18 protein-coding genes are annotated in these 21951 nt (G+C 68.4%); 9 read left to right on the top strand and 9 right to left on the bottom strand.

Annotated elements, in window-relative coordinates; translation table 11 throughout:
* Nucleotides 1–94: 94 nt before the first annotated feature.
* The 5 genes from ABN611_RS06560 (at nt 95) to ABN611_RS06540 (ending at nt 5988) form a co-directional block, all read left to right on the top strand.
* Nucleotides 95–1087, top strand: a complete 993-nt coding sequence (locus ABN611_RS06560; RefSeq protein ID WP_350278882.1) for a LacI family DNA-binding transcriptional regulator — start codon at nt 95–97, stop codon at nt 1085–1087.
* A 172-nt stretch (nt 1088–1259) separates the two neighbouring features.
* A complete protein-coding gene (locus ABN611_RS06555) occupies nt 1260–2621 on the top strand; it encodes an extracellular solute-binding protein (protein WP_350278881.1) in 1362 nt (453 codons plus the stop codon).
* Nucleotides 2621–3571, top strand: a complete 951-nt coding sequence (locus tag ABN611_RS06550; protein WP_350278880.1) for a sugar ABC transporter permease — start codon at nt 2621–2623, stop codon at nt 3569–3571. Before ABN611_RS06555 ends, ABN611_RS06550 begins: the two co-directional genes overlap by 1 nt.
* The gene (locus tag ABN611_RS06545; protein ID WP_350278879.1) at nt 3568–4437 is read left to right on the top strand and encodes a carbohydrate ABC transporter permease; all 870 of its coding nucleotides are present in this window, start codon (nt 3568–3570) and stop codon (nt 4435–4437) included. The genes ABN611_RS06550 and ABN611_RS06545 overlap by 4 nt, the downstream gene beginning before the upstream one ends.
* 9 nt (nt 4438–4446) lie before the next feature.
* Nucleotides 4447–5988 carry an alpha-amylase family glycosyl hydrolase gene (locus tag ABN611_RS06540; protein ID WP_350278878.1) on the top strand — a complete coding sequence of 514 codons (1542 nt, stop codon included), beginning with the start codon at nt 4447–4449 and terminating at the stop codon, nt 5986–5988.
* A gap of 9 nt (nt 5989–5997) precedes the next feature.
* Here ABN611_RS06540 and ABN611_RS06535 read toward each other — a convergent pair whose 3' ends face one another.
* The 8 genes from ABN611_RS06535 to istA form a co-directional block, all read right to left on the bottom strand.
* Entirely contained in the window at nt 5998–7308 is a 1311-nt protein-coding gene (locus ABN611_RS06535) for a type II toxin-antitoxin system HipA family toxin (protein WP_350278877.1), read from the bottom strand.
* Nucleotides 7301–7597: a helix-turn-helix domain-containing protein gene (locus ABN611_RS06530; protein ID WP_350278876.1), complete on the bottom strand. Its 297-nt coding sequence runs from the start codon at nt 7595–7597 to the stop codon at nt 7301–7303. The genes ABN611_RS06535 and ABN611_RS06530 overlap by 8 nt, the downstream gene beginning before the upstream one ends.
* Before the next feature lie 150 nt (nt 7598–7747).
* Nucleotides 7748–9982, bottom strand: a complete 2235-nt coding sequence (locus ABN611_RS06525) for a heavy metal translocating P-type ATPase (RefSeq protein ID WP_350278875.1) — start codon at nt 9980–9982, stop codon at nt 7748–7750.
* A 15-nt stretch (nt 9983–9997) separates the two neighbouring features.
* Nucleotides 9998–11020 (bottom strand): hypothetical protein, encoded by a 1023-nt coding sequence (locus ABN611_RS06520; protein ID WP_350278874.1) that lies wholly within the window; start codon nt 11018–11020, stop codon nt 9998–10000.
* Nucleotides 11017–11238, bottom strand: a complete 222-nt coding sequence (locus tag ABN611_RS06515; RefSeq protein WP_350278873.1) for a heavy-metal-associated domain-containing protein — start codon at nt 11236–11238, stop codon at nt 11017–11019. The genes ABN611_RS06520 and ABN611_RS06515 overlap by 4 nt, the downstream gene beginning before the upstream one ends.
* Nucleotides 11239–11372: 134 nt before the next feature.
* Nucleotides 11373–11654 carry a metal-sensitive transcriptional regulator gene (locus tag ABN611_RS06510; protein WP_337759824.1) on the bottom strand — a complete coding sequence of 94 codons (282 nt, stop codon included), beginning with the start codon at nt 11652–11654 and terminating at the stop codon, nt 11373–11375.
* 574 nt (nt 11655–12228) lie between these two features.
* On the bottom strand, nt 12229–13053 hold the full coding sequence (gene istB, locus ABN611_RS06505) for an IS21-like element helper ATPase IstB (RefSeq protein ID WP_167206450.1): 825 nt from the start codon (nt 13051–13053) through the stop codon (nt 12229–12231).
* On the bottom strand, nt 13053–14348 hold the full coding sequence (gene istA / locus ABN611_RS06500; protein ID WP_350277642.1) for an IS21 family transposase: 1296 nt from the start codon (nt 14346–14348) through the stop codon (nt 13053–13055). Before istA ends, istB begins: the two co-directional genes overlap by 1 nt.
* 584 nt (nt 14349–14932) lie before the next feature.
* Here istA and ABN611_RS06495 point away from each other — a divergent pair.
* The 3 genes from ABN611_RS06495 (at nt 14933) to ABN611_RS06485 (ending at nt 18349) form a co-directional block, all read left to right on the top strand.
* On the top strand, nt 14933–15496 hold the full coding sequence (locus ABN611_RS06495; RefSeq protein WP_350278872.1) for a dihydrofolate reductase family protein: 564 nt from the start codon (nt 14933–14935) through the stop codon (nt 15494–15496).
* 931 nt (nt 15497–16427) lie between these two features.
* Nucleotides 16428–17363, top strand: coding sequence for an ATP-binding cassette domain-containing protein (locus ABN611_RS06490; protein WP_350278871.1), 936 nt, complete (start codon nt 16428–16430; stop codon nt 17361–17363).
* Entirely contained in the window at nt 17360–18349 is a 990-nt protein-coding gene (locus ABN611_RS06485) for an ABC transporter permease (protein ID WP_350278870.1), read from the top strand. The genes ABN611_RS06490 and ABN611_RS06485 overlap by 4 nt, the downstream gene beginning before the upstream one ends.
* Here ABN611_RS06485 and ABN611_RS06480 read toward each other — a convergent pair.
* Nucleotides 18342–20858, bottom strand: a complete 2517-nt coding sequence (locus ABN611_RS06480) for a YfhO family protein (protein ID WP_350278869.1) — start codon at nt 20856–20858, stop codon at nt 18342–18344. The two genes, ABN611_RS06485 and ABN611_RS06480, sit on opposite strands and share 8 nt — an antisense overlap.
* Before the next feature lie 108 nt (nt 20859–20966).
* On the opposite strand from ABN611_RS06480, the gene ABN611_RS06475 reads away from it, so the two are divergent.
* The gene (locus ABN611_RS06475; RefSeq protein ID WP_350278868.1) at nt 20967–21947 is read left to right on the top strand and encodes a glycosyltransferase family 2 protein; all 981 of its coding nucleotides are present in this window, start codon (nt 20967–20969) and stop codon (nt 21945–21947) included.
* Nucleotides 21948–21951: the final 4 nt, after the last annotated feature.

Genomic DNA, 21951 nt, shown 5'->3' with positions numbered 1-21951 from the left:
AGCATCCTGATCTCTCAGGGAGCAGATCCGGCCCGCGAAACGGTGTACGCAAGTCCTTGCAAGTTCTTGCGTTGGAAGGCGTAGGGTTTGCGTCATGACACGACGACTTGCAGAGGTGGCCCGGAAGGTCGGGGTCAGCGAGGCCACGGTCAGCCGCGTCCTGAACGGGAAGCCCGGAGTGTCCGAAGCCACCCGGGAGGCCGTGCTCACCGCGCTCGACGTGCTCGGGTACGAGCGGCCCACGCAGCTGCGCGGCGACCGCGCCCGGCTGGTCGGCCTGGTGCTGCCGGAGTTGCAGAACCCGATCTTCCCCGCGTTCGCCGAGGTCGTCGGCGGCGCGCTGGCGCAGCAAGGTTTCACGTCCTTGCTCTGCACCCGGACGGTCGGCGGCGTGTCCGAGGCCGACTACGTGGACCTGCTCCTCCAGCAGCAGGTGTCGGGGGTCGTGTTCGCCGGCGGGTTCTACGCCCAGGCGGACGCACCGCACCAGCACTACGAGCTCATCCAGGAGCGCAAGCTGCCGACCGTACTGGTCAACGCGGCGGTCGACCACCTCGGGTTCCCGCAGGTCTCGTCCGACGACCATGTCGCGGCCGAGATGGCGATCGGGCACCTGCGCGCGCTCGGTCACCGGCGGATCGGCATGGTGCTCGGCCCGCGCGACCACATCCCGTCGCGGCGGAAGCTGGACGCCTTCCTGGCCGCGGAGGAGGCCGACCCGCAGCTGGTCGAGCACACGATGTTCTCGCTCGAGGGCGGCCACGCGGCGGCGACCAAACTGGTGAACGCCGGCGTCACCGGCATCGTCTGCGCCAGCGACATCCTCGCGCTCGGGGCGATCCGCGCGGTCCGCCGGGCCGGCCTGAGCGTGCCCGACGAGGTGTCGGTGATCGGGTACGACGACTCCGCGATGATGAACTGCACCGACCCGCCGCTGACCACGGTCCGGCAGCCGATCGACGCGATGGGCCGGGCCGCCGTCGACATGCTGGTCGCGCTGATCGAGCGCGCCGTCGTACCGGCCGACGAGCTGCTGTTCGAGCCTGAGCTCGTCGTCCGCGCGTCGACCGCGCGGGCGCGCATCTAGCCCGACACAGCACCTGGCAGCCGCTGACCGACAGGTCGGCGGCTGCTGTCGTTTGCCCTCTGGCGAGCAATCTCCCACAGGAAGTCACGTTTTTGCAATCTCAGATCGAAGTATTGCGTTCCTGGCGTCCAGTTCCCTACGGTGTCGGCACCAGTCAAGGGAGAGGGTGGAGATGACCAGAAGGCGCCGCGGGCTCAGCCTGCTGCTGGTGACGGGACTCGGGCTGGTGGCCGCGTCCTGCGGATCGGATGACCAGAAGTCGGCGGGGGAGACCGACGGCAAGGTGACGATCACGGTCGGCTGTCAGCCGCCGAAGAGCAACCCGAAGGAGCGCGAGGCCTGGGACGCGGACGTCACCGCGTTCCAGCAGGCGCACCCGAACATCACGGTCGAGGGCAAGGACGCGTTCCCCTGCATCAACCCGGACACGTTCCAGGCCAAGCTGGCCGGCGGGACGCAGGAGGACGTCTTCTACGTCTACTACACCGACGTCCGGAAGATCATCGAGAAGAAGCAGGCCGCCGACATCAGCCAGTACGTCGGCAGCGTCGGCAAGGTGAAGGACCTGCGCCAGGACGTGATGAGCGTCTTCAAGGACGGCGACAAGACCTACGGTCTGCCGCGGAACAACTACAACATGGGCCTGGTCTACAACCGCAAGCTGTTCACCCAGGCCGGACTGGACCCGGCCAACCCGCCGAAGACCTGGGACGAGGTGCGCGCGGCCGCGAAGAAGATCGCCGCGCTCGGTCCGGGGTATGTCGGGTTCGGTGAGTACTCGGCCGGCAACACCGGCGGCTGGCACTTCGCGGCGGAGCTCTACGCGCGCGGCGGGTCGATGACCAGCGAGGACGGCAAGACCGCGGCCTTCAACAGCCCGGAGGGCAAGGCGGTCCTGGAGACCCTGCAGAAGATGCGCTGGGAGGACAACTCGATGGGCAGCAAGCAGCTGCTCCAGTGGGAGGACCTGATGCGCATGATGGGCGGCGGCAAGCTCGGCATGATGATCGGCGCGCCGGACGTCGTGCAGTCGGTGAACAACGACTTCAAGGGCAAGTTCGAGGACTACGGCGTGGCCGCCGTACCGGAGTCGGAGGGCAAGTCGTCGCTGAGCGGCGGCGACGGGTACATGTTCAACCCGAAGGCGTCGCCGGAGAAGATCAAGGCCGGCCTGCTGTGGCTGGAGTTCCACGAGCTGACGCCGGGCCAGGGGCAGTTCAACTACCAGCGCGCGAAGGCGCAGGGCCGTCCGGTCGGCCTGCCGATCCCGGACCTGTACGGGAACAGTGCCCCGGGCAACGAGATCAACGCGCTGCGCAAGCAGCACGCCACCGTGCCGGTCGACAACTTCACGCCGTACGTCGAGGCGCAGGGCAGCATCACGAACAAGCTCGAGCCGCCGAAGGCCCAGGAGCTGTACGCCGTCCTCGACGTCGCGATGTCCGCCGTCCTGACCCGCAAGGACGCCGACATCGACAAGCTGCTCGCCGACGCGGAGTCCAAGGCCAACAAGATCCTGGCGAAGAACACGTAATGACCGTGACCGAGGAGCGGGTCCGTCGTCCCCAGCCGCTGGGGACGACGGACCGGCGATCCCCCCGCAGGCGCGACGCGCGGCGGCGGGCCGTGGGCCGCAACCTGACGGCGTACGGCTTCCTCTGCGGCGCGCTGATCTGCTTCGCGCTGTTCTCCTGGTACCCGATGGTCCGGGAGATCGTGCTGAGCTTCCAGCAGAACAACTTCGTCGACCCCGGACGCTGGGTCGGGTTCGACAACTTCCGGACCGTGATCGCGGACCCGGCGTTCGCGGCTGCGTGGCTGAACACGGCGGTGTTCAGCGGGCTGGCGCTGGTGATCGGGTACGCCGTGCCGTTCGTCCTGGCCGTCGTACTCAACGAGTTGAAGCACGCGAAGGCGTACCTGCGGTTCGTCGTCTACCTGCCGGTGATGCTGCCGCCGGCGGTCGCGGTGCTGCTGTTCAAGTGGTTCTACGACCCGGGCGCGGGGCTCTTCAACCAGGCGCTGGACGCCGTCCACCTGCCGCCGCTCAGCTGGCTGGACTCGACGAGTACGGCGCTCGTCAGCCTGGTGATCGTGTCGACGTGGATGAACCTCGGGACCGGCACGCTGATCTACCTCGCCGCGCTGCAGAGCATCCCGGGTGAGCTGTACGAGTCCGCGGAGCTCGACGGCGCCGGGCTGTTCAAGCGGGTCCGGCATGTGACGATCCCGCAGACCAAGCTGATCCTGCTGGTGATGCTGCTGCTGCAAATCGTCGCGACCATGCAGGTGTTCATCGAGCCGTACCTGTTGACCGGTGGCGGCCCGGAGAACGCGACCGTGACGGTCGCCTACCTGATGTACCAGTACGCGTTCAACTTCGGCGACTTCGGCGGCGGATCCGCGCTCGGGCTGATGCTGATGATCGTGCTGATGGTGTTCTCCGCGATCTACCTGCGGGTGTCCCGGGAGGCCGAGCGATGAGAACCCTGGTGTCCCCCCAAGCGCTGCGCAGTCCGCGTGGGCGCTTCGTCTACTGGACGGTGCTGACGGTCACGGTCGTCGGGTTCACCGGCGCGTTCGTGTTCCCGCTGTACTGGATGGTGACCGGCGCGCTGAAGTCACCGGACGAGCTCGCGCAGATCCCGCCGAGCTTCTTTCCGAAAACGTTTGACCTGCAGGTGTACGCGGACGCGTGGGAGCAGTTGCAGCTCGGGGTGTTCCTGAAGAACACCGCGCTGTACGCCGGTGGCGCGTGGTTGTTCACGCTTGCGGTCGATGTCTCGGCGGCGTACGCGCTGTCGAAGCTGCGGCCGATGCTCGGGAAGCTGGTGCTGGGCGCGATGCTGGCGACCTTGATGATCCCGCCGATGGTGCTGCTGCTGCCGACGTACCTGGTGGCGAAGGACCTGCCGATCCTGCACCTCGACCTGCTGAACACTCCGTGGGCGATCTGGTTGCCGGCGGCCGCAAACGGCTTCTTCGTGTTCCTGCTGAAGCGGTTCTTCGACTCGATCCCGAAGGAACTGCTCGAGGCCGCGGAGATCGACGGCGCGACACCGCTGCGGATCCTCTGGTCGATCGTGCTGCCGGTGTCCCGGCCGATCATCGGCGTGGTGTCGATCCTGTCCGTCGTGACGGTCTGGAAGGACTTCGTCTGGCCCCTCCTGGTCCTCCCGGAAACCAGCAAGATGTCGATCAGCGTCGGCATCGCGTCCCTGTCCGCCCAACTGCCCCAGAACGTCCTGATCGCCTCCCTGGTCATCGCCAGCCTGCCCACGATCCTGGTGTTCTTCGTATTCCAGCGCAGCATCATGGCCGGCCTCACCGCCGGAAGCTTGAAAGGTTAAGGAGATTTGATGGCCGACGAGTGGTGGCGCGGTGCTGCGATCTACCAGGTCTACCTGCGTAGCTTCGCCGACGGCAACGGCGACGGGATCGGGGATCTGGCCGGGTTGCGGGCGAGGTTGCCGTATCTGGCGGAGCTCGGGATCGACGCGATCTGGTTGAACCCGTGGTACCCGTCGCCGATGGCCGACGGTGGGTACGACGTCGCGGACTACCGGGCGATCGAGCCGGCGTTCGGGACGCTCGCCGAAGCCGAGGCGTACATCGCCGAGGCGCACGCGCTGGGCATCCGGACGATCATCGACATCGTGCCGAACCATGGGTCCGACCAACAGGACTGGTTCGTCGAGGCGCTGCGCGCCGGACCCGGTTCACCCGAGCGCGAGCGGTTCGTGTTCCGCGCCGGCCGCGGTGACGGCCCGCCCAACGACTGGCAGTCGATCTTCAACGGCCCCGCCTGGACGCAGGTCGCGGACGGCGAGTGGTACCTGCACCTGTTCGCCCCGGAGCAGCCCGACTTCAACTGGCGCAACCCGGAGGTGGTCGAGGAGTTTCACGACATCCTCCGGTTCTGGCTGGAGCGCGGTGTGGACGGGATCCGCATCGACAGTGCCGCCGTACTGTTCAAGGACCTCGACAGCGAGGCGGAGTCGTACACCGACCACGACGAGGTGCACGAGGTGTACCGCGGTTGGCGGCGGATCGCCGACACGTACGACGACCGGTTCTTCGTCGGCGAGATGTGGATGCCGGACCAGGAGCGGTTCGCGCTGTACCTGCGCCCGGACGAGCTGCACACCGCGTTCAACTTCGACTTCCTGTCCCGCCCCTGGGAGGCGGCGGAGCTCAAGGCGTCCATCGACCTCACGCTGTCCACGCACGTCCCGATCGGCGCCCCGCCCACCTGGGTCCTCTCCAACCACGACGTGACGCGTCCGGTGACGAAGTACGGCCGGCCCGACACGTCGTTCTCGCACCAGGACCGCAAGCACGGCATGCGCACCGACCTGGTCCTCGGCGAACGCCGCGCCCGCGCAGCCGCCCTGCTGGCGATGGCCCTCCCCGGCGGCCTCTACGTCTATCAAGGCGAGGAACTCGGTCTCCCCGAGGTCGAGGACCTGCCCGACGAAGTCCTCCAGGACCCGATCTTCACCCGCTCGCAAGGCGCCGACCGCGGCCGGGACGGTTGCCGAGTGCCCCTACCGTGGTCCGGCAAGGAGCCTCCGTTCGGCTTCGGCGCCGGTACGCCGTGGCTACCGCAGCCGCGCGACTGGAAGAACCTGACGGTCGAATCCCAGTACGACGACCAGAGCTCGATGCTGACGCTCTACCGCTCCGGATTGAAGCTGCGCAGGGAGTTGCTGGGGGACGGTGGACTCACCTGGCTCGACGCCGACCCCGACGTACTGGCCTTCCGGCGCGAGAACCTGACCTGCGTCACCAACCTGTCCGCCAACGCAGTGAGCCTGCCGCCGCACGAGGAGGTGCTGCTGAGCAGCATCCCCCTCGACGGCGACAGGCTCCCGAGTGACGCGACCGCGTGGATCAGGTGACCAGGCGACTCATCCCTTCGGGAGGGGAGAGACATCCAGCCTTCCCCAGTGGTCGCGACGGCCGTCGAGGTGAGCGACAACGAGTTCCGCGATCCAGCTCGCGCGGCGCCGCAAGGGCTCCGGAACGCTCGCCTCCGTGGCCGCCTGCTGGAAAGCGGCTGGGATGATCTCCTTGACGGCCTTCGTTCTCTCCAGGGACTCCGCTGCGCTCAGACCGAGCCGGCGACCGGTGATGATCCAATCGTCATCGGTGACGGTGGTCATCTGCCACGTGCTGCCGAGCTTCATCGCGGACTTGAGGTTGCGCCCCTGGTCGTACGGCAGCATGGTGGCGACGTCGTAGAGAGGTGCCAGCTGGATGTCGCGGGGGCCGAGAAGGATCGAGTAGTTCTTCGCGTGCGCATCGGTTGCCCCGATGGCTGCGTTGAACACGATGTAGTCGAACATCCTCCGGAGGTTGTCTCGCCGCGATGCGCCGAGGCTCGCCCGGGTCAGCAGTTCACCGAGCTGCTGTACTCCAGGGCCGCCGTCGTCCTGGTACTTCTTGATCGGAGGTACGGACAGCGCCTGGCACATGTCTTCCTGATGAAGCCGGATCCAGCGTCCGGAGTCGTTGATCCGGTCGTAGCGACGGGAGATGAGAACTTCGAAGCGGTCGTCGGCCAGCAGTTCGGTCGCGGCCGCGGGCAGCCCGCACAGCTGCGCCGCTCGCAGGCAGAGATGTTCGTTGAGATGGTGTGCCTTGTAGTTCGGCATGGAGGGCTTGAGGATGTGGGTCGTCGGCGTCGAGTCGCGAGGGATTCCCCACCGACCGTCCGTCGACCGGAACAGAGCGATCTTGCTCTGCGCACCGGCCAGACTCCACCGTCCCCCGTTTCGCCCTGGATCCCAGCTGTCCGGACTCTGCGCGAGCTCCGACAGCGTCTGGTTCAGGTCGTCCTCGGTGAGCCAGTCGACGTCACCCTGGCGGTTGGCGGCGTCGGTCGAGGCGATGTCCTCCGGAAGGATCTGAACCGCGCCGGCGGCGTCCCGGCCGATGTGCCGCAGGAGTGCGAAGGGATTGTTCGGCGAGACATCGTACTTGCGGCCGATGCGCTGCAACGCCGCTGCACTGTCCGGAAGGAGTCCGGAGATGAACGCCCGCACGGGTTTGTTCAGGTGGCGTCTCGTTGCCTTCGGCATGGACAGGGACAACGGAGTCGTCGTTGGGTCCGTGCGGTAGTCGTCGTCGTACTCGAACGAGTACTGACCTTGCGGGGTCTGGTGCAGGAGGCCGGTTCGGATGCCGTCGAGGTAGATGACGAGTCGGTCTTCAGCCATCGCTGGGCGGTTCCTCGTCCTGGTGATCGACGGATCCGGCCTGCGGGCCGGTCAGCTCGGACAGCACGTCGTTCCAACGTGCTTTGTGCTGCGTGTCCTCGAGGTGGCTCGCGGCGGCGGTCAAGGTCAGACCGACTGCGGCGAGTGTGTCCAGGACCAACTGCAACTCCAGCCGCGGCGCCCCTCGCTCGAGTCGCACGAGCCACTCGCGGGAAACGCCTGCGCGCCTGGCGAGCTCGGCCTGGGTCAGTCCTTGCCGGACGCGGGCATCACGCACCGTCGCGCCCACGTCCTGCACGGTATGTAGCTCCATACGGCTCGCCCTCCGACCAAATGTGACCGTACGACCACGTTAGCAAAAGTTGCCGTATTGCCACAATATGGAAAGTGGTCGTACGGCAACATCAGAAGATGATGCCGTACGACCACTTGTGGAGTGTCAGGTGAGGGGCTTGAAGCGCCGCAACCGCAGGCTGTTCGACACCACGAAGACCGAGCTGAAGGCCATCGCCGCGCCGGCGAGCATCGGGTTCAGCAGCCCGGCGGCGGCCAGCGGCAGGGCGGCCACGTTGTAGGCGAAGGCCCAGAACAGGTTGCCCTTGATCGTCCGCAGCGTCCTGCGGGCGAGCCGGATGGCGTCGGCGGCCGCGCGCAGGTCACCGCGGACCAGCGTCAGGTCGCTCGCCTCGATCGCCACGTCGGTGCCGGTGCCCATGCTCAGGCCGAGATCGGCCTGGGCGAGGGCGGCCGCGTCGTTGACGCCGTCACCGACCATCGCGACCACGCGGCCCTCGTCCTGCAGCTTCTTGATCGCGTCGACCTTGCCGGCCGGCAGCACCTCGGCGATCACCTCGTCGATCCCGACCTCGGCGGCCACCTTGGTCGCCACGGCCTCGTTGTCGCCGGTCAGCAGCACCGGCCGCAGGCCCAGCGCCCGCAGGTCCTTGATCGCCTGCACCGACGTCGGTTTCACGGTGTCCGCGACGACCAGCACCGCGCGGGCCTGACCGTCCCAGCCGACCGCGACCGCCGTACTGCCCTCGGCCTCGGCGTGCTCCTTGGCGTGCGCGAGCTCGTCCGGCAGGTACTGGCTCCACTCCTCCAGCAGCCGCGTCCGTCCGACGAGAACCGCGTGCCCGTCGACGATGCCCTGGACCCCGAGGCCCTCGACGTTCCCGAAGTCCTCGACGTCCGGGAGCTTGCCCTCGGCAGCCGCGGCCCGGGCGACGGCCTGCGCGATCGGGTGCTCGCTCGAGTGCTCGAGCGCCCCGGCCAACCGCAGTACCTCGGACCGGTCCTGACCGGGTGCCAGCAGTACGTCGACCAGCTCCATGCGGCCGGTGGTGACGGTGCCGGTCTTGTCCAGGACGACGGTGTCGACCCGCCGCGTGGACTCCAGCACCTCCGGGCCCTTGATCAGGATGCCCAGCTGCGCGCCGCGCCCGGTGCCGACCATCAGCGCGGTCGGTGTGGCCAGCCCCAATGCACACGGGCAGGCGATGATCAGCACCGCGACCGCGGCGGTGAACGCGATCTCCACCGGCGACCCGTTGCCCAGCCAGAAGCCGAGCGTCGCGAGCGCCAGGCCGATCACGATCGGCACGAAGATCCCCGACACCCTGTCGGCCAGCCGCTGGACCGCGGCCTTCCCGTTCTGCGCGTCCTCGACCAGCCGCGCCATCTGCGCCAGCTGCGTGTCCGCGCCGACCCGGGTCGCCCGCACCACCAGCCGGCCGCCGGCGTTGACGGTCGCACCGACGACCGCGTCGCCCTCGCCGACCTCGACCGGCACCGACTCACCGGTCAGCATCGAGGCGTCGACCGCGCTGCTCCCGGTCACGATCACGCCGTCGGTGGCGATCTTCTCGCCCGGCCGGACGACGAACTCGTCACCCACGACCAGCTGGTCGGCCGGGACCCGGGTCTCGGTCCCGTCCCGCAGTACCGCGACATCCTTCGCGCCCAGCTCCAGCAGGGCGCGCAACGCGGCCCCCGAGCGGCGCTTGGCGCGCGCCTCGAAGTACCGGCCGGCCAGGATGAACGTGGTCACGCCGGCCGCGACCTCGAGGTAGATCTCCTCCGCGCCGCCGCCCCGCGAGGGGATCAGCGTGAACGGCATCTTCATCCCGGGCTCACCGGCGCCGCCGAGGAACAGCGCGTACAGCGACCAGAAGAACGCGCTCACCACGCCCAGCGAGATCAGCGTGTCCATCGTGGCGGCGCCGTGCCGCAGGTTGGTCCAGGCGGCCTTGTGGAACGGCCAGGCCGCCCACGTCACCACCGGGAACGCCAGCGCCAGCGACGCCCACTGCCAGAACTCGAACTGCAGCGCCGGGATCATCCCGAACGCGATCACCGGGACCGCGAGCACGATGCTCGCGATCAGCCGCTCGCGGAGCGGCTTGAGCTCGTCAGGCTCGTCGGCGGTGGTGGTCGTGTCGACGGCCGGCGTCGGCAGGCTCGCCGTGTAGCCGGTCTTCTCGACGGTGGCGACGAGGTCGTCGGTGGAGATGCCGTCGGCGTACGTCACCTTCGCCTTCTCGGTGGCGTAGTTGACGGTCGCGGTGACGCCCTCCATCCGGTTCAGCTTCTTCTCCACCCGGGCGGCGCAGGAGGCGCACGTCATGCCACCGATGATGAGTTCGACGGACTGACCGGGCTCGGTGCTGGTCATGGGAAGTGCCTCCTCTCAGTGGCCGTGGGGCGTCTCGGCGTGCCCTGGGGTCTTGGTAGTGATCGGTGCGGACGGTACGGCGCTGGGTTCTGTGGACGGCTCCGTGCTCGGCGGGGCGATCGTGGTGCCGGTCGCGCCGACCTTCACGGTGAACTCCGCGGTCCGGACCTTGCCGGCGTGCTGGAAGTCCAGGAACAGGCTGTACGTGCCCGCGGTCGGGAAGGTCGTCGCGAACGTGATCGACGGTCCGCCCTTGGTTCCCGGCTTCGCGTCCTCGGCCGGGTGGTTGTGCAGGTAGGCCAGGTCCCCGCCGCGCAGCGAGACCAGGTGCCCGAAGGCGCCCAGGTACGGCTGCAGGTCGGTGACGGGCTTGCCGCCCCGGTTGACCGTGAACGTCAGCTCGGTCTCCTTGCCCGCGACGGGCGTGCCGGCGAGCGTCACGTCGTACCCGTCGACGCTGTTCACCGCGGCCGGATCGTTCACCGGCACCGGGACGTACAGCCCGGTGGCGTTGACGTCGGTGCCGAGGGTCAGCGTGCCGTCGTGGCCGGCCGGCTGGAAGTCGGCGTACATCCGCCAGGTCCCGCCGGCGGTGAACGTGAACGGGATGCTCCACGTCCCGTCCGCCGCCATCGTCGGGTGCACGTGGCGGAAGCCGGACAGGTCCCGCCGGACCACGATCAGGTGCAGGTCCTTCTCGTGGGTCTTCGTGTACTTCGTGACCGGCTTGCCGTCCGGTCCTTGGATCGTGAAACGTAGTTGGGTCTGCTCACCGGCGGTGAAGAACGTCTTCGCCGGTGCCAGCGTGTAGCCGGCGTCGGACACCGCCAGCCCGGGCAGCTGCCCGGCGGACTCGTGTCCGCCGTGACCCGAGGTCTGCTCCATCTCACCCATCTCCTCTCCGTGGGCAGGGGCCGCGGAGGTGTCGTCGGCCGCCGCGATCGGGTCGACCGCGGAACCGATGCCGAACGCCGCCCCGAAGGCGATTGCGAGCGCACCGGCGAACGCGCCGAGCCGGAGCGCGGCGGCCCGGCTCACGACGCCGCCAGTTCGTAGCCCGCCTCGTCGACGGCCTCGCGCACGGCGGCCTCGTCGAGAGCGGACTCACTCGTCACGTGCACCGCGGAGGTGCCACCCGCGACGAGATCGATCTTCACGTCCTGGACACCGACGAGCTTGCTGATCTCCTCGGTGACGGCCGACGTGCAGTGCCCGCAGGTCATGCCGGTGACGGAGTAGGTGGTCGTGGTGCTCATAGCGCTGCTCCTTGCTCGTGAAACGGGTTGTTTGTCGGGAGATCTTCAGCGGCTGGTCAGCTGGTCGGCCACGGTCGGCTGCGGTCAGCTGCGGTCAGTTGCGGTCAGTTGCGGTCAGCCACGGTTGGCTGAGGTCAGCTGCGGACGAGCCGGGCGATCGCGTCGGAGGCCTCGCGGACCTTCTCGTCCGCCTCCGGGCCGCCCTTCTGCGCGGCCTCGACCACGCAGTGCGAGAGGTGCTCCTCGAGCAGCTCCAGCGAGAAGGACTGCAGCGCCTTGGTGGCCGCCGACACCTGGGTCAGGATGTCGATGCAGTACTTGTCCTCCTCGACCATCCGCTGCAGGCCGCGAACCTGCCCCTCGATCCGCCGCAGCCGCTTCAGGTGACTGCTCTTCTCGGCGGTGTAACCGTGCACGTGTGCCTCGTCGGTGCTCATCTCGCGGCCCTTCCCTCTCGCCAACTACCCCTCCGGGGTATCTCCACGCCCACGAAGGTACCCCCTCGGGGTATCAAACGCAAGTACCTGCCGGGGGTATGTGCTGGAGAGAGGGTAGTCAGCCCCACGCGTGCTGCGCAGACGCTTGGTTCGTCGCTACGCTCCTCACCGCGCCTGCTACGCGCGCTCCCACCCACCCGCCGACTGCCGCCGGCGTCGCCCGGCTAGCGCCGGGGTGGCGAGCTGCCGCTCGCATCGACTACTTGGTGCACGCACTACGCCGAGGCGGGCGTGGAGAGTGGTGCCTGCTCACGTGCTCTGCGCCGGATTTGGATAGCAAACGGGGCAAGTGACATGCCCGCACACCCACGCCCAGCGACAACTGAGTCCGGGGTCTCCGAAGACATCATTCCGGCATGTCGTGAGACACCTGTCCGGGACGTCCTGAACCACAACAGCACACTCTCCGCCGAAGCCGACTCAGAACTCCTGTCAACGACGGTTGAAAACGGACCCCTTTGCGGCGGTTGAAAGTGAACCCCCTTGCTGGTTGTCATGGTTGGTCGTCGGTCGGTGTGGGGATCCGGCCGAGGTTGTGGTTCTTGAGGCGGTAGGAGTCGCCTTTGAGGGCGATGACGTCGGCGTGGTGGACGAGCCGGTCGATCATGGCGGCGGCGACGGTGTCGTCTCCGAAGACTTCGCCCCAGCGGCCGAACTCTTTGTTGCTGGTCACGATCAGGGATGCTCGTTCGTAGCGTGACGAGACGAGTTGGAAGAAGAGGTTCGCGGCTTCGTGTTCGAAGGGGATGTAGCCGACTTCGTCGATGACGAGTAGTGGGTAGCGGCCTAGGCGGCGGAGTTCGTCTTGGAGCCGGCCCGCGGTGTGGGTTTCGGCGAGCCGGTCGACCCATTCGGCGGCGGTGGCGAACAGGACGCGGTGGCCGGCTTGGCAGGCGCGGATGGCGATGCCGGTGGCGAGGTGAGTCTTGCCGGTGCCGGGTGGTCCGAGGAACACCACGTTCTCCTTGCCGGCGATGAAGTCGAGTGTGCCGAGGTGGGCGATGACGTCGCGTTTGAGTCCGCGGGCGTGGTCGAAGTCGAACTCCTCGAGGCTCTTGCGGGCGGGGAATCTAGCGGCCCGGATCCGGCCCTCGCCGCCGTGGGACTCACGGGCTGAGACTTCGCGTTGCAGACATGCGGCCAGGAACTCCTCATGCGTCCATGACTCGGCCCTGGCTCGTTCGGCCAGTCGTGGGACGGCTTCGCGCAGGGTTGGTGCCTTCAACGCCCTGGTCAGGAACGCCAGTTCACCACTCAGGTCTCGTTCGGTCTTGACGACCGTGCCGGGCTTGCCGGGCGAGCTCGCGCGGGTTGCCATCACGCCACCTCTCCGCCGGCGCGATCCCCGGCCTGCCCGGCGTGCCCGGCCTGCCCGGCCGGGTGGGTCAGGCCGAACACGGTGTCGTAGACCGACAAGTCTCGGCGTTCCACCACGACCTCAGCCCCGGTCGCTCGGCTGGTGGCGTGGTCTCTGCCCGCTGCGGCGTAGTGGGCAAGACGCTTCGCGGTCTCTCGATGGGCAGGGTCGGTGATGGTCTGGTGCCTGGCCCAGCACCGCTGGTGCCTGCCCACGACCGTGCCGCTGCAGGTGATGGTGACCGTGGTGAGGTCCGCGTTGACGTCGACGAACCGGCCGACCACGACGGGATCGACGGAATAGTCGTTGGACGCGATCCGCACGTAGTAGTCCCGCGGCAGCCGGACCCGGGCCGACCATCCGATCGACGGAGCCGTCGGCGGCATCGCCAGCATCGCCGCCCGGTCAGTGGCCCACCGTGCCGTCGGCGCGCAGCCGATCCGCCGTGAGTGCCGGGCGTTGGCCAGCACCAGCCAGTCGGTCAGCTGGGCGTTGAAGTCGCGGTGCCCGATGAACGTCCGCCCGGGCAGGAACGAGGTCTCGAAGTAGCCGTTGTTCCGCTCAACCAGCCCCTTGGCCTCCGGGTCGCGGGGCCGACACAGATGCACCCCGATGCCCAGGCTGCCGCGGAACGTTTCGAACTCGTCCGTCAGTGTCGGCTTGCCGCGCCGCCAACACCCCACCGCGGACTCGTTGTCCCAGACCAGCTCGCGCGGCACCGCGCCGATATTCTGCAGCAGCTGCCAGTGCCCCGCGATCAGGTCCGGTGCCTGCCGCGACGCGATCATCAACGCCCACCGCATCCGCGAGTAGCCAGACGTCATCACCAGCACCGGCGGTGATCCTGCTTGGCCAGCTCCCAGCGGCACCCGGGCCGGCGGGAACCACAGATCGCACTGCACCCGATGCCCCGCGTCATATTCCGTCCGGGACGCCGGATCCGACGGCAGATAGTACGGCCGCAGCACCCGGACCCGATCCTTGAGCACCGTCAACCCATGCTGCCAGCCGATCCGCTCCGCGATCACCGTGGCCGGCATCGTCGGGGTCTCCTTCAACAACTGCCTGATCTGAGGTTCGACCCCATCAACCCTCGAACCCCTCGAGACCCGGACATACTTCGGCGCCGTGTCTCGCGCCAGCGCACGACGAACAGCATTCCGCGAGATCCCCAGCTCACGCGCGATCGCCTTGATCGCCTTGCCCTCCGACCTGTACAACCGACGGATCTCAGCCCAGTCCTCCACTGTCATCACCCTTCACAGGGTCACGCACGGGGTTCACTTTCAACCGTCGCGAGAGGGTCAGTCTTCACCCGTCGTCGACAACTCCGTGCTGACCTGCGAACCCAGTTCGCCTTGGATCGGGAGCCTGCCCGGCCATCGTTGTCGGTGTCCTGATGCCCGGCCGTCGTCGCCATCGCCTCGCACATGCGGGGTCTTCCACATGCACCAACTCACCACGCCGACTCCCGCCTGGTGCGTGCACCAAAGTGGTCGCTGCCGGCGGTAGCCGGTGGGTGGGAGCGCGCGGAGCGGGCGCGGTGAGGAGCGTAGCGACGAACCAGCGCCTGCGTAGCGTGCGTGGGGCTACCACCTCACCCCCCCCAGCACACTCACCCTGATTACAACTCCCGGTACGCCACCTTGATCCGACTCACCACCTCCAACCTTTCCTCGGTACACCGAGGCGGGTGCGGCGGCGGTATCTGCCGAACGTGCTGCGGTGCGCCTGGTGAGAATTTGTGTGAGTGACTTTGTCGGATGCGGACTGATCTGTTCGTAGTAGGGGTGACGGGCAGCTCGAAGAAGGGTCGCCGGCACTGATGGAGAGGCGTGGCATGCGGAAACTGATCTACGGCATGAACCTGAGCCTGGACGGCTACATCGCCGCGCCGGGCGACGACCTCGGCTGGGGCAGGTCGAGTGACGAGTCGTTCCAGTGGTGGCTCGAACGGGAGCTGTCGATCGGGCTGTTCCTGTACGGGCGCAAGCTGTGGGAGACGATGAGTTCCCACTGGCCGACCGGCGACCAGCAGCCCGACGCGACTCCGGCGCAGATCGAGTTCGCCCGGAACTGGCGGGACACGCCGAAGGTGGTGTTCTCCTCGACGATCGACAAGGTCGACTGGAACACCCGCCTGGTCACCGGTGACGCCGTACCGGAGATCACCCGCCTCAAGGCCGCCGACGGCGCCCCCATGAGAGTCGGCGGCGCCACCCTCGCCGGCGCGGCTCTGCGAGCCGGCCTGATCGACGAGTACGAAGTCGTCACCCACCCGGTATTGGTAGGCGGCGGCACCCCGTTCTTCACCACCCTGGATAACTGGGTGAACCTCAACCTGATCGAGACCCGGACGTTCCCCAACGGCGTAACCATGGCCAGGTACGAAACAACGCGCTGAGCGCGATACGGGGTGAAGTGGTCGGCCCCCACGCGTGCTCCGCAGGCGCTTGGTTCGTCGCTACGCTCCTCACCGCGCCTGCTACGCGCGCTCCCACCCACCCGCCGGCTGCCGCCGGCATTTGCCCGGCTAGCGCCGGGGTGGCGAGCTGCCGCTCGCAGCGACTGCTTGGTGCACGTACTACCTGGAAATACGCGTGGCGAGACGTGCATGCGGATGGCCCGCTCAGGATGCCCAACCGGAGCGGGCTCAGATCAGCGGGCGCCTCTCGTCTACTGGGCCCTGGCCTTGAACCCTGCCTGCCGGGTGACCTGGTCGATCCCGCTGGCATGTTCTTGTCAGGGCAGGCGGAGGGCACGACCACACACCGGTCGCGAAGCCCGGCCGATGAGGATGCCGAAACACGGCACTGACAGTGGTGGTGGTAACGAGCGCATCCCGGTTCCGCTGGAGCCAAGTTGGAGCTTCCTCCTTCGTCCGGGTGTACAGCAGCGCCATGGACACGGGCTGGCGCCACCGATGAGTCAGCAGCGGAACCCCAACCCGTACTCGCGCTCCCAGGGCAGACGCAGTGCATGCCTGACGCAGCCCCTCGCAGCTCGCTTGTGGGGATGCCGAATCGCTCCTGCAGCGCTCGGTTGCGTGGCGATCTCCCGCAAGTGTGAGGCCGATCATGCACCAGGCAGTACGTCCAGCTCGACGAGTGCGTGCACTAAGCAGTCGCTGCGAGCGCTAGCTCGCCACCCCGGCGCTAGCCGGGCGATGCCGGCGGCAGCCGGCGGGTGGGTGGGAGCGCGCGTAGCAGGCGCGGTGAGGAGCGTAGCGACGAACCAAGCGCCTGCGGAGCACGCGTGGGCTGACAAGCTCGCGTGTGCGGGAGGTGAACAAACCTGTCACGCTGTGCGTCTGTCGTCTGACGAGAGGGGTGTGGATGTCCGACGTGGCCGTCAGTACGCGGGGGTTGCGCAAGACCTATCGGACCCGGCGGGGGCGCACGGTGGTGGCGGTGCGGGGGCTGGATCTGGAGGTGCCGGCCGGGGGTGTGCACGGGTTTCTCGGGCCGAACGGGTCCGGGAAGACGACCTCGATCCGGATGCTGCTCGGGCTGGTGCGGGCCGACGCGGGGACGATGACGGTGTTCGGCCGGCCGGTGCCGGCGCGGTTGCCGGAGGTGGTCGGGCGGATCGGGGCGATCGTCGAGTCGCCGAAGTTCTTCCCGGCGTTCACCGGGCGGAAGAACCTCGAGCTGCTCGCCGAGGCGATCGGCGCGCCCCGGGCCCGCGTGGGCGAAGTACTCGAGCAGACCTCGCTCGGCGAGCGCGGCAAGGACCGCTTCCGGTCGTACTCGCTGGGCATGAAGCAGCGGCTGGCGATCGCGGCGACGCTGCTCAAGGACCCGGACCTGCTGATCTTCGACGAGCCCACCAACGGCCTCGACCCGGCGGGGATCCGGGAGATCCGCGAGACCATGCGCGGCCTCGGCGCCCAGGGCAAGACGGTGCTCGTCAGCAGCCACATCCTGGCCGAGGTCGAGCAGGTCGCGGACACCGTGTCGATCATCGGCCACGGCCGGCTGCTCGCCTCCGGCACGGTCGCCGACGTGATCGGCGGCGGTACGGCGGCCGCGGTCAAGCTCGCCCTGGGAAACACCACGGACCGGCACGAGGCCGCGATCCGCGTGCTCACCGCAGCCGGGATGACGGTGCGTGCCGACGGCAACTACCTGCTCGTCGAGGGCGCAACGGATCCGGCCGACGTGACCCGCCGCCTCGCCCACCAGGAGCTGTACGTGTCCGAGCTCGTCCCCGTCCGCGCCGACCTGGAGTCGGTGTTCCTCGAGCTCACCGAAGGCGAGGGACTGGCATGATCCGGCTCACCAAGGTCGAGCTCCGCCGGCTGACCGCGCGCCGGCTGACGGCGATCGGCATCGTCGGCCTGTTCCTGATCACCGGGCTGTTGCTCGTCGCCACCTGGGTCGACGCCCGCCCGCTGTCCGCGGAGGCGCAGCGGGAGGCCCAGCGGCAGTACGAGCTGGCCCACCGCGACTGGAAAACGAACGCGGCCGAGAACCTGAGGCTGTGCGAGGCCGACTGGCAGCGGCAGCCCGACCCGAAACCCAAGCTCGAGGAGATGTGTACCTACCCCGAGCCCAAGCTCGAGGACTTCGGCAAGCCGCAGACCGTGTTCAGCGAGATCACCCCCGAGCTGCTGCAGGGTACGTCGTACTTCCTGGCCTTCGCGGCGTTCCTGATCGGAGCCAGTTTCCTCGGCGCCGAGTTCAGTTCCGGTGCCATCGGCAACTGGTTGACGTTCGAGCCGCGCCGGCTCCGGGTGTACGGCAGCAAGCTGCTCGCGGCCGCGACCGGGCTCGTGCCGATCGCCGCGGTGGTGCTGGCGATCGTGCTGTTCGGCACCTTCCTGATCGTCGACCGGTTGGGCGACACCGCGAACGCGACCACGAAGGTGTGGGCCGACCTGGCCGCGATCGGCGGCCGTGCTGTGGTCACGACCGCGCTGGCCGCCGTACTGGGCTGCGTCATCGGCCTGCTGTTCCGGCACACCGCCGCCGCGATCGGCGTCGTGATGGCGTACGTCGTACTCGCCGAAGGAGTGTTCGCGTCCTTCCTGGAGAAGGCGCAGCCGTGGCTGGTGCGGCTCAACTTCAACGCCTTCGTCCGGCACGACACGAAGTACTACCTCAACGACTGCAAGACCGGCAGCGACGGCAGCTATTCGTGTGATTACGTGGAAAAGACGCTGTCGTTCGAGCACGGCGCCTGGTACCTGGCGATCCTCACCGTGGCGGCGGTACTGATCGGCGGCTGGGTCTTCCACCGCCGCGACATCAACTAGACCGTAAACCGGTGGTACGCCGTCGCCGGATCGCGCCGATCCCCACGATCCCGAGCGTGACCACGGCGGCGGCCGCGCCGATCGCCAGCCCGCGGAGCAGTCCCGGCGGCACGAACGTACAGTCGACCCGGTCCGCCGTACCGGTCAGCGGCACGGCCATCAGGCCGCCGTAGTCCCGCGGGACCACGGCCTTGCCGCCGCCGACCGAGCAGGTCCAGCCGCTGATCTTCGGTACGGCGACCACGGCGTAGCCCTTGCTGCCGGCCGGCAACGTGGCGCTGATCGAGTGACCGCCGGCCTCCACGTCCGTCGCGCCGCTGGCCCGCAACCGGCGTACGGCGGTGCTCAGCGCCTGGTGGTCGAGGCAGCCGATGGCGTGGCGCGCCGGGATGCCCTGCGGGGCGGCGCCGAACCGGACCTCGATCAGCACGATCCCGGTCGCCGGCACTGTGCCCAACCCGATCATCGGGCTGCTGGTGTTGATCCCCGGCCGGCGCGTCGAGCTCAGCTCGTACCACGGCCCGTCGCCGAGCCGCGCCCGGCCGCCGACCCTAGGCATGTACAGGAACGCCGACGTACCGGGCTTGCACGCAGCGACCAGCTTCACCTCGCCGGTCGCGAACCGGGTGCCCTTGTACTCCGGAACCTCGTACACCGTCGACCCGAGCAGCCGCTCCTGGACGGCGTACGCGTTCGGAGCGTTGACGTCCTCGGGGACCGCGTTCCCGAGCCGCCGCCGTACCGTGACGAGCGGCGGCGCGGCGGACCGGTTGATCTCCGGAGCCCCGTCCTCCAGTAGCCGCATCCGGGCGCCGACCGAGAAGATCGCGTCGGTCACCGGGTTGGGCAGCGAACGCGCCGCGCGCCCGTACCCGGACCAGCCGAAGCCGAGGCTGGTCATCATCTGGTTCACCGAGTGCGGCAGCAGGCTGCTGTACAGGCCGGCGCCCTGCCCGCCGAGCAGGATCGGGTCGTTCGGCGTCACCGTGGTGCCCGGCTCCGTCCGGTACTCCGGCCAGCCGCCGGCCTCCCGCAACGCGTCGTACCGCGCGGTCTGCTTGTCGTCCCAGGGCGCGTTCGAAGCGCTGAGGATCTTCGCGCGCTGCTCGTCCGTGACCACCGCGGTCCACGTGGTCTCCACGGCCACGACCACCAGCAGTACGGCGAACGCAGCGGCGACCGGCCACCGCAGCCGACGGGTCCGCGGGGTCCGGCGCAGCAGCCAAATGGTGCCGAGCGCAACCAGAGTGAACGCTCCGGACACGATCAGCACGACCAGCCAGTGCTCCGTCAGCAGCGGACTGCCGTCGGAGAGTACGGCGATCAACGCCAGCAGCACGGCCCCGCCGAGCAACGCGACCGGCCCGGGCAACTTGTGCCCGACTGAGACCCACGCGGCCGCGACGATCAGCCCGCAGAGCACGAACGCCTGCCGGTACTGGCTGCCGTTCGGGGTGTCGAACCCGTGCCACAGCTCCTGCGTCGGGGCCCAGCGCATCGAGAACGCGACGCCGACGATCGTGAGCACCCAGACACCCCGGGTCAGCCACGGGACGAACTTGTTGAACGGCAGCGTCAGCGCGAGCAGCAGCGCGATCGTGCCGACGTACAGGCTGGCAGTCCGGCCGACGCCCTCGGACAGCGGCAGCAGCCGGGACAGGAACACGTCGACCGCCGAGGCGTGGAAGATCCCGGACGGGGACGGCGTTGCGGCGTCGTTCGCGGTGACGATCGGTAGCAGGATGGGCGCGACCAGGGCCATGCCGAGCACGAACGAGACGCCGTGCCGCACGACCGACCGGAGGCGCAGCGACCAGCTGAGGTCGCTGGTCAGCAGCCGCGCCAGCAGGTAGAGCCCACCCGCGAACGTTGCCATGTAGGCGGTGTAGAAGTTGGACAGCCAGAAGACGGCGACCACCAGCACACTCAGCAGCCGGTTGGTCCGGCGCAGTGACCACTCGGCGACCAGGAAGAACATCGGCAGGGCGATCAGCCCGTCGAGCCACATCGGCACGTAGGATCCGTCGTCGAGCGCCCAGCCGCAGACGCCGTACGAAACTCCCAGGATCGCCGCAACCCATCGGGGGCCCGGACGCATCGTGAGTAGTGCGGCCGCCATCGCGGCGGCGGCGAGACTCAGCTTGAGAGTGGTGATGACGAAGACGGCGAGGTCGATCTGGTCGCGGGGGAACAGGCCGACCAGCAGCGACAACGGGCTGCCGAGGTCGACCCCGAGGTCGGCGAGGAAGCCGACGCCGAACGCGCTCTGCCAGTTGAACAGCAGGTCGCCCTGGGCCCGGCCGTGCAGGATGTCCCACAGGTGGGCGTAGAACGGGATGTACTGCGTGCCAAGATCGTTGGTACTGCGGGACAGTGAACCGAAGGGATAGGTACCGCGGATGACTCCGGAGGCGACGAACACCGCCGCCACCACGACAGCGGCGACGCCGGCCGGCAGCACGGCCGAACGCCGCCGGGCAGACCCCGGCTCGACACCCTCCTCGGACATCACTGGCCGCCCCTTCGTTCCGGTCGTTCGGCCGCCAAAGTTAGCGGGTAGTTCTGGTCTGGACAAGAATCGCCTGAGGTCCGACGTACGCGGCGGAGGAGGACGACGATGCGGTTGAGTCTGGTGGTGCCGTGTTACAACGAGGTCGAGGTGATCTCGCGGTTCCATCAGGCCCTCGGTCAGCAACTCGGCACGATCGGGCAACCTTACGAGATCGTGTACGTCGACGACGGTAGCTCTGATGGGACGCTCGACGCGCTGATCGGGTTGGCCGCCACCGACGAATCGGTGCGCTATCTGTCGTTCAGCCGGAACTTCGGCAAGGAGGCCGCCATGCTGGCCGGCCTGCGGTACGCGACCGGCGACGCCGTGGTGATCATGGACGCCGACCTGCAGCACCCGCCGGAGCTGATCGGGCGGATGCTGGCGGAGTACGAGCGAGGCTTCGACCAGGTGATCGCGCGCCGGACCCGGACCGGCGACCCGGCGACCCGGACGCTGTTCGCGCGGGCGTACTACTGGCTGATCAACAAGTGGGCCGACGTCGAACTGATGGACGGGGTCGGCGACTTCCGGCTGCTGTCCCGGCGCGCGGTCGACGGGCTGCTCGAGCTGAACGAGTACAACCGGTTCTCGAAGGGGCTGTTCGCCTGGATCGGGTTCGAGTCGATCCTGTTCGAGTACGAGAACGTGAAGTCGGCGCCGGACCGGAAGAGCCGGTGGACGTTCCGGCGGCTGCTGGAGTACGGGTTCGACGGGCTGCTGTCGTTCAACAACAAGCCGCTGCGGCTGGCGATCTACGTCGGCCTGCTGCTCACCGCGGTCGCGGCCGGGTACGCCGTCTGGGTGATCGTCGCCGCGATCGTGCAGGGTGTCGAGATGCCGGGGTACGTCACGCTGATCGCCGCGATCATCGGGCTCGGCGGGCTGCAGCTGGTGATGCTCGGCGTGATCGGCGAGTACATCGGACGGATCTACTACGAGACGAAGCAGCGTCCGCACTACCTGCTGAAGCAGACCAACATGGACCCGGCGCAGCGGCTCGAGAAGCGACCGGCCCCGGATGGACGAACCACCCGGGGCCGGTAGGACA

Source organism: Kribbella sp. HUAS MG21, from assembly GCF_040254265.1.
GTDB lineage: Bacteria > Actinomycetota > Actinomycetes > Propionibacteriales > Kribbellaceae > Kribbella.
Note: the sequence above shows the minus strand (reverse complement) of the source record. Positions and strands in the feature narration are given on the sequence as shown.

Coding starts and splice junctions, on each gene's coding strand:
- ABN611_RS06555 (WP_350278881.1), top strand. CDS start 1,260: ATGACCAGAAGGCGCCGCGGGCTCAGCCTGCTGCTGGTGACGGGACTC.
- ABN611_RS06480 (WP_350278869.1), bottom strand. CDS start 20,858: ATGTCCGAGGAGGGTGTCGAGCCGGGGTCTGCCCGGCGGCGTTCGGCC.
- ABN611_RS06535 (WP_350278877.1), bottom strand. CDS start 7,308: ATGGCTGAAGACCGACTCGTCATCTACCTCGACGGCATCCGAACCGGC.
- ABN611_RS06495 (WP_350278872.1), top strand. CDS start 14,933: ATGCGGAAACTGATCTACGGCATGAACCTGAGCCTGGACGGCTACATC.
- ABN611_RS06475 (WP_350278868.1), top strand. CDS start 20,967: ATGCGGTTGAGTCTGGTGGTGCCGTGTTACAACGAGGTCGAGGTGATC.
- ABN611_RS06540 (WP_350278878.1), top strand. CDS start 4,447: ATGGCCGACGAGTGGTGGCGCGGTGCTGCGATCTACCAGGTCTACCTG.
- ABN611_RS06525 (WP_350278875.1), bottom strand. CDS start 9,982: ATGACCAGCACCGAGCCCGGTCAGTCCGTCGAACTCATCATCGGTGGC.
- ABN611_RS06550 (WP_350278880.1), top strand. CDS start 2,621: ATGACCGTGACCGAGGAGCGGGTCCGTCGTCCCCAGCCGCTGGGGACG.
- istB (WP_167206450.1), bottom strand. CDS start 13,053: ATGGCAACCCGCGCGAGCTCGCCCGGCAAGCCCGGCACGGTCGTCAAG.
- ABN611_RS06490 (WP_350278871.1), top strand. CDS start 16,428: ATGTCCGACGTGGCCGTCAGTACGCGGGGGTTGCGCAAGACCTATCGG.
- ABN611_RS06545 (WP_350278879.1), top strand. CDS start 3,568: ATGAGAACCCTGGTGTCCCCCCAAGCGCTGCGCAGTCCGCGTGGGCGC.
- ABN611_RS06485 (WP_350278870.1), top strand. CDS start 17,360: ATGATCCGGCTCACCAAGGTCGAGCTCCGCCGGCTGACCGCGCGCCGG.
- ABN611_RS06515 (WP_350278873.1), bottom strand. CDS start 11,238: ATGAGCACCACGACCACCTACTCCGTCACCGGCATGACCTGCGGGCAC.
- ABN611_RS06560 (WP_350278882.1), top strand. CDS start 95: ATGACACGACGACTTGCAGAGGTGGCCCGGAAGGTCGGGGTCAGCGAG.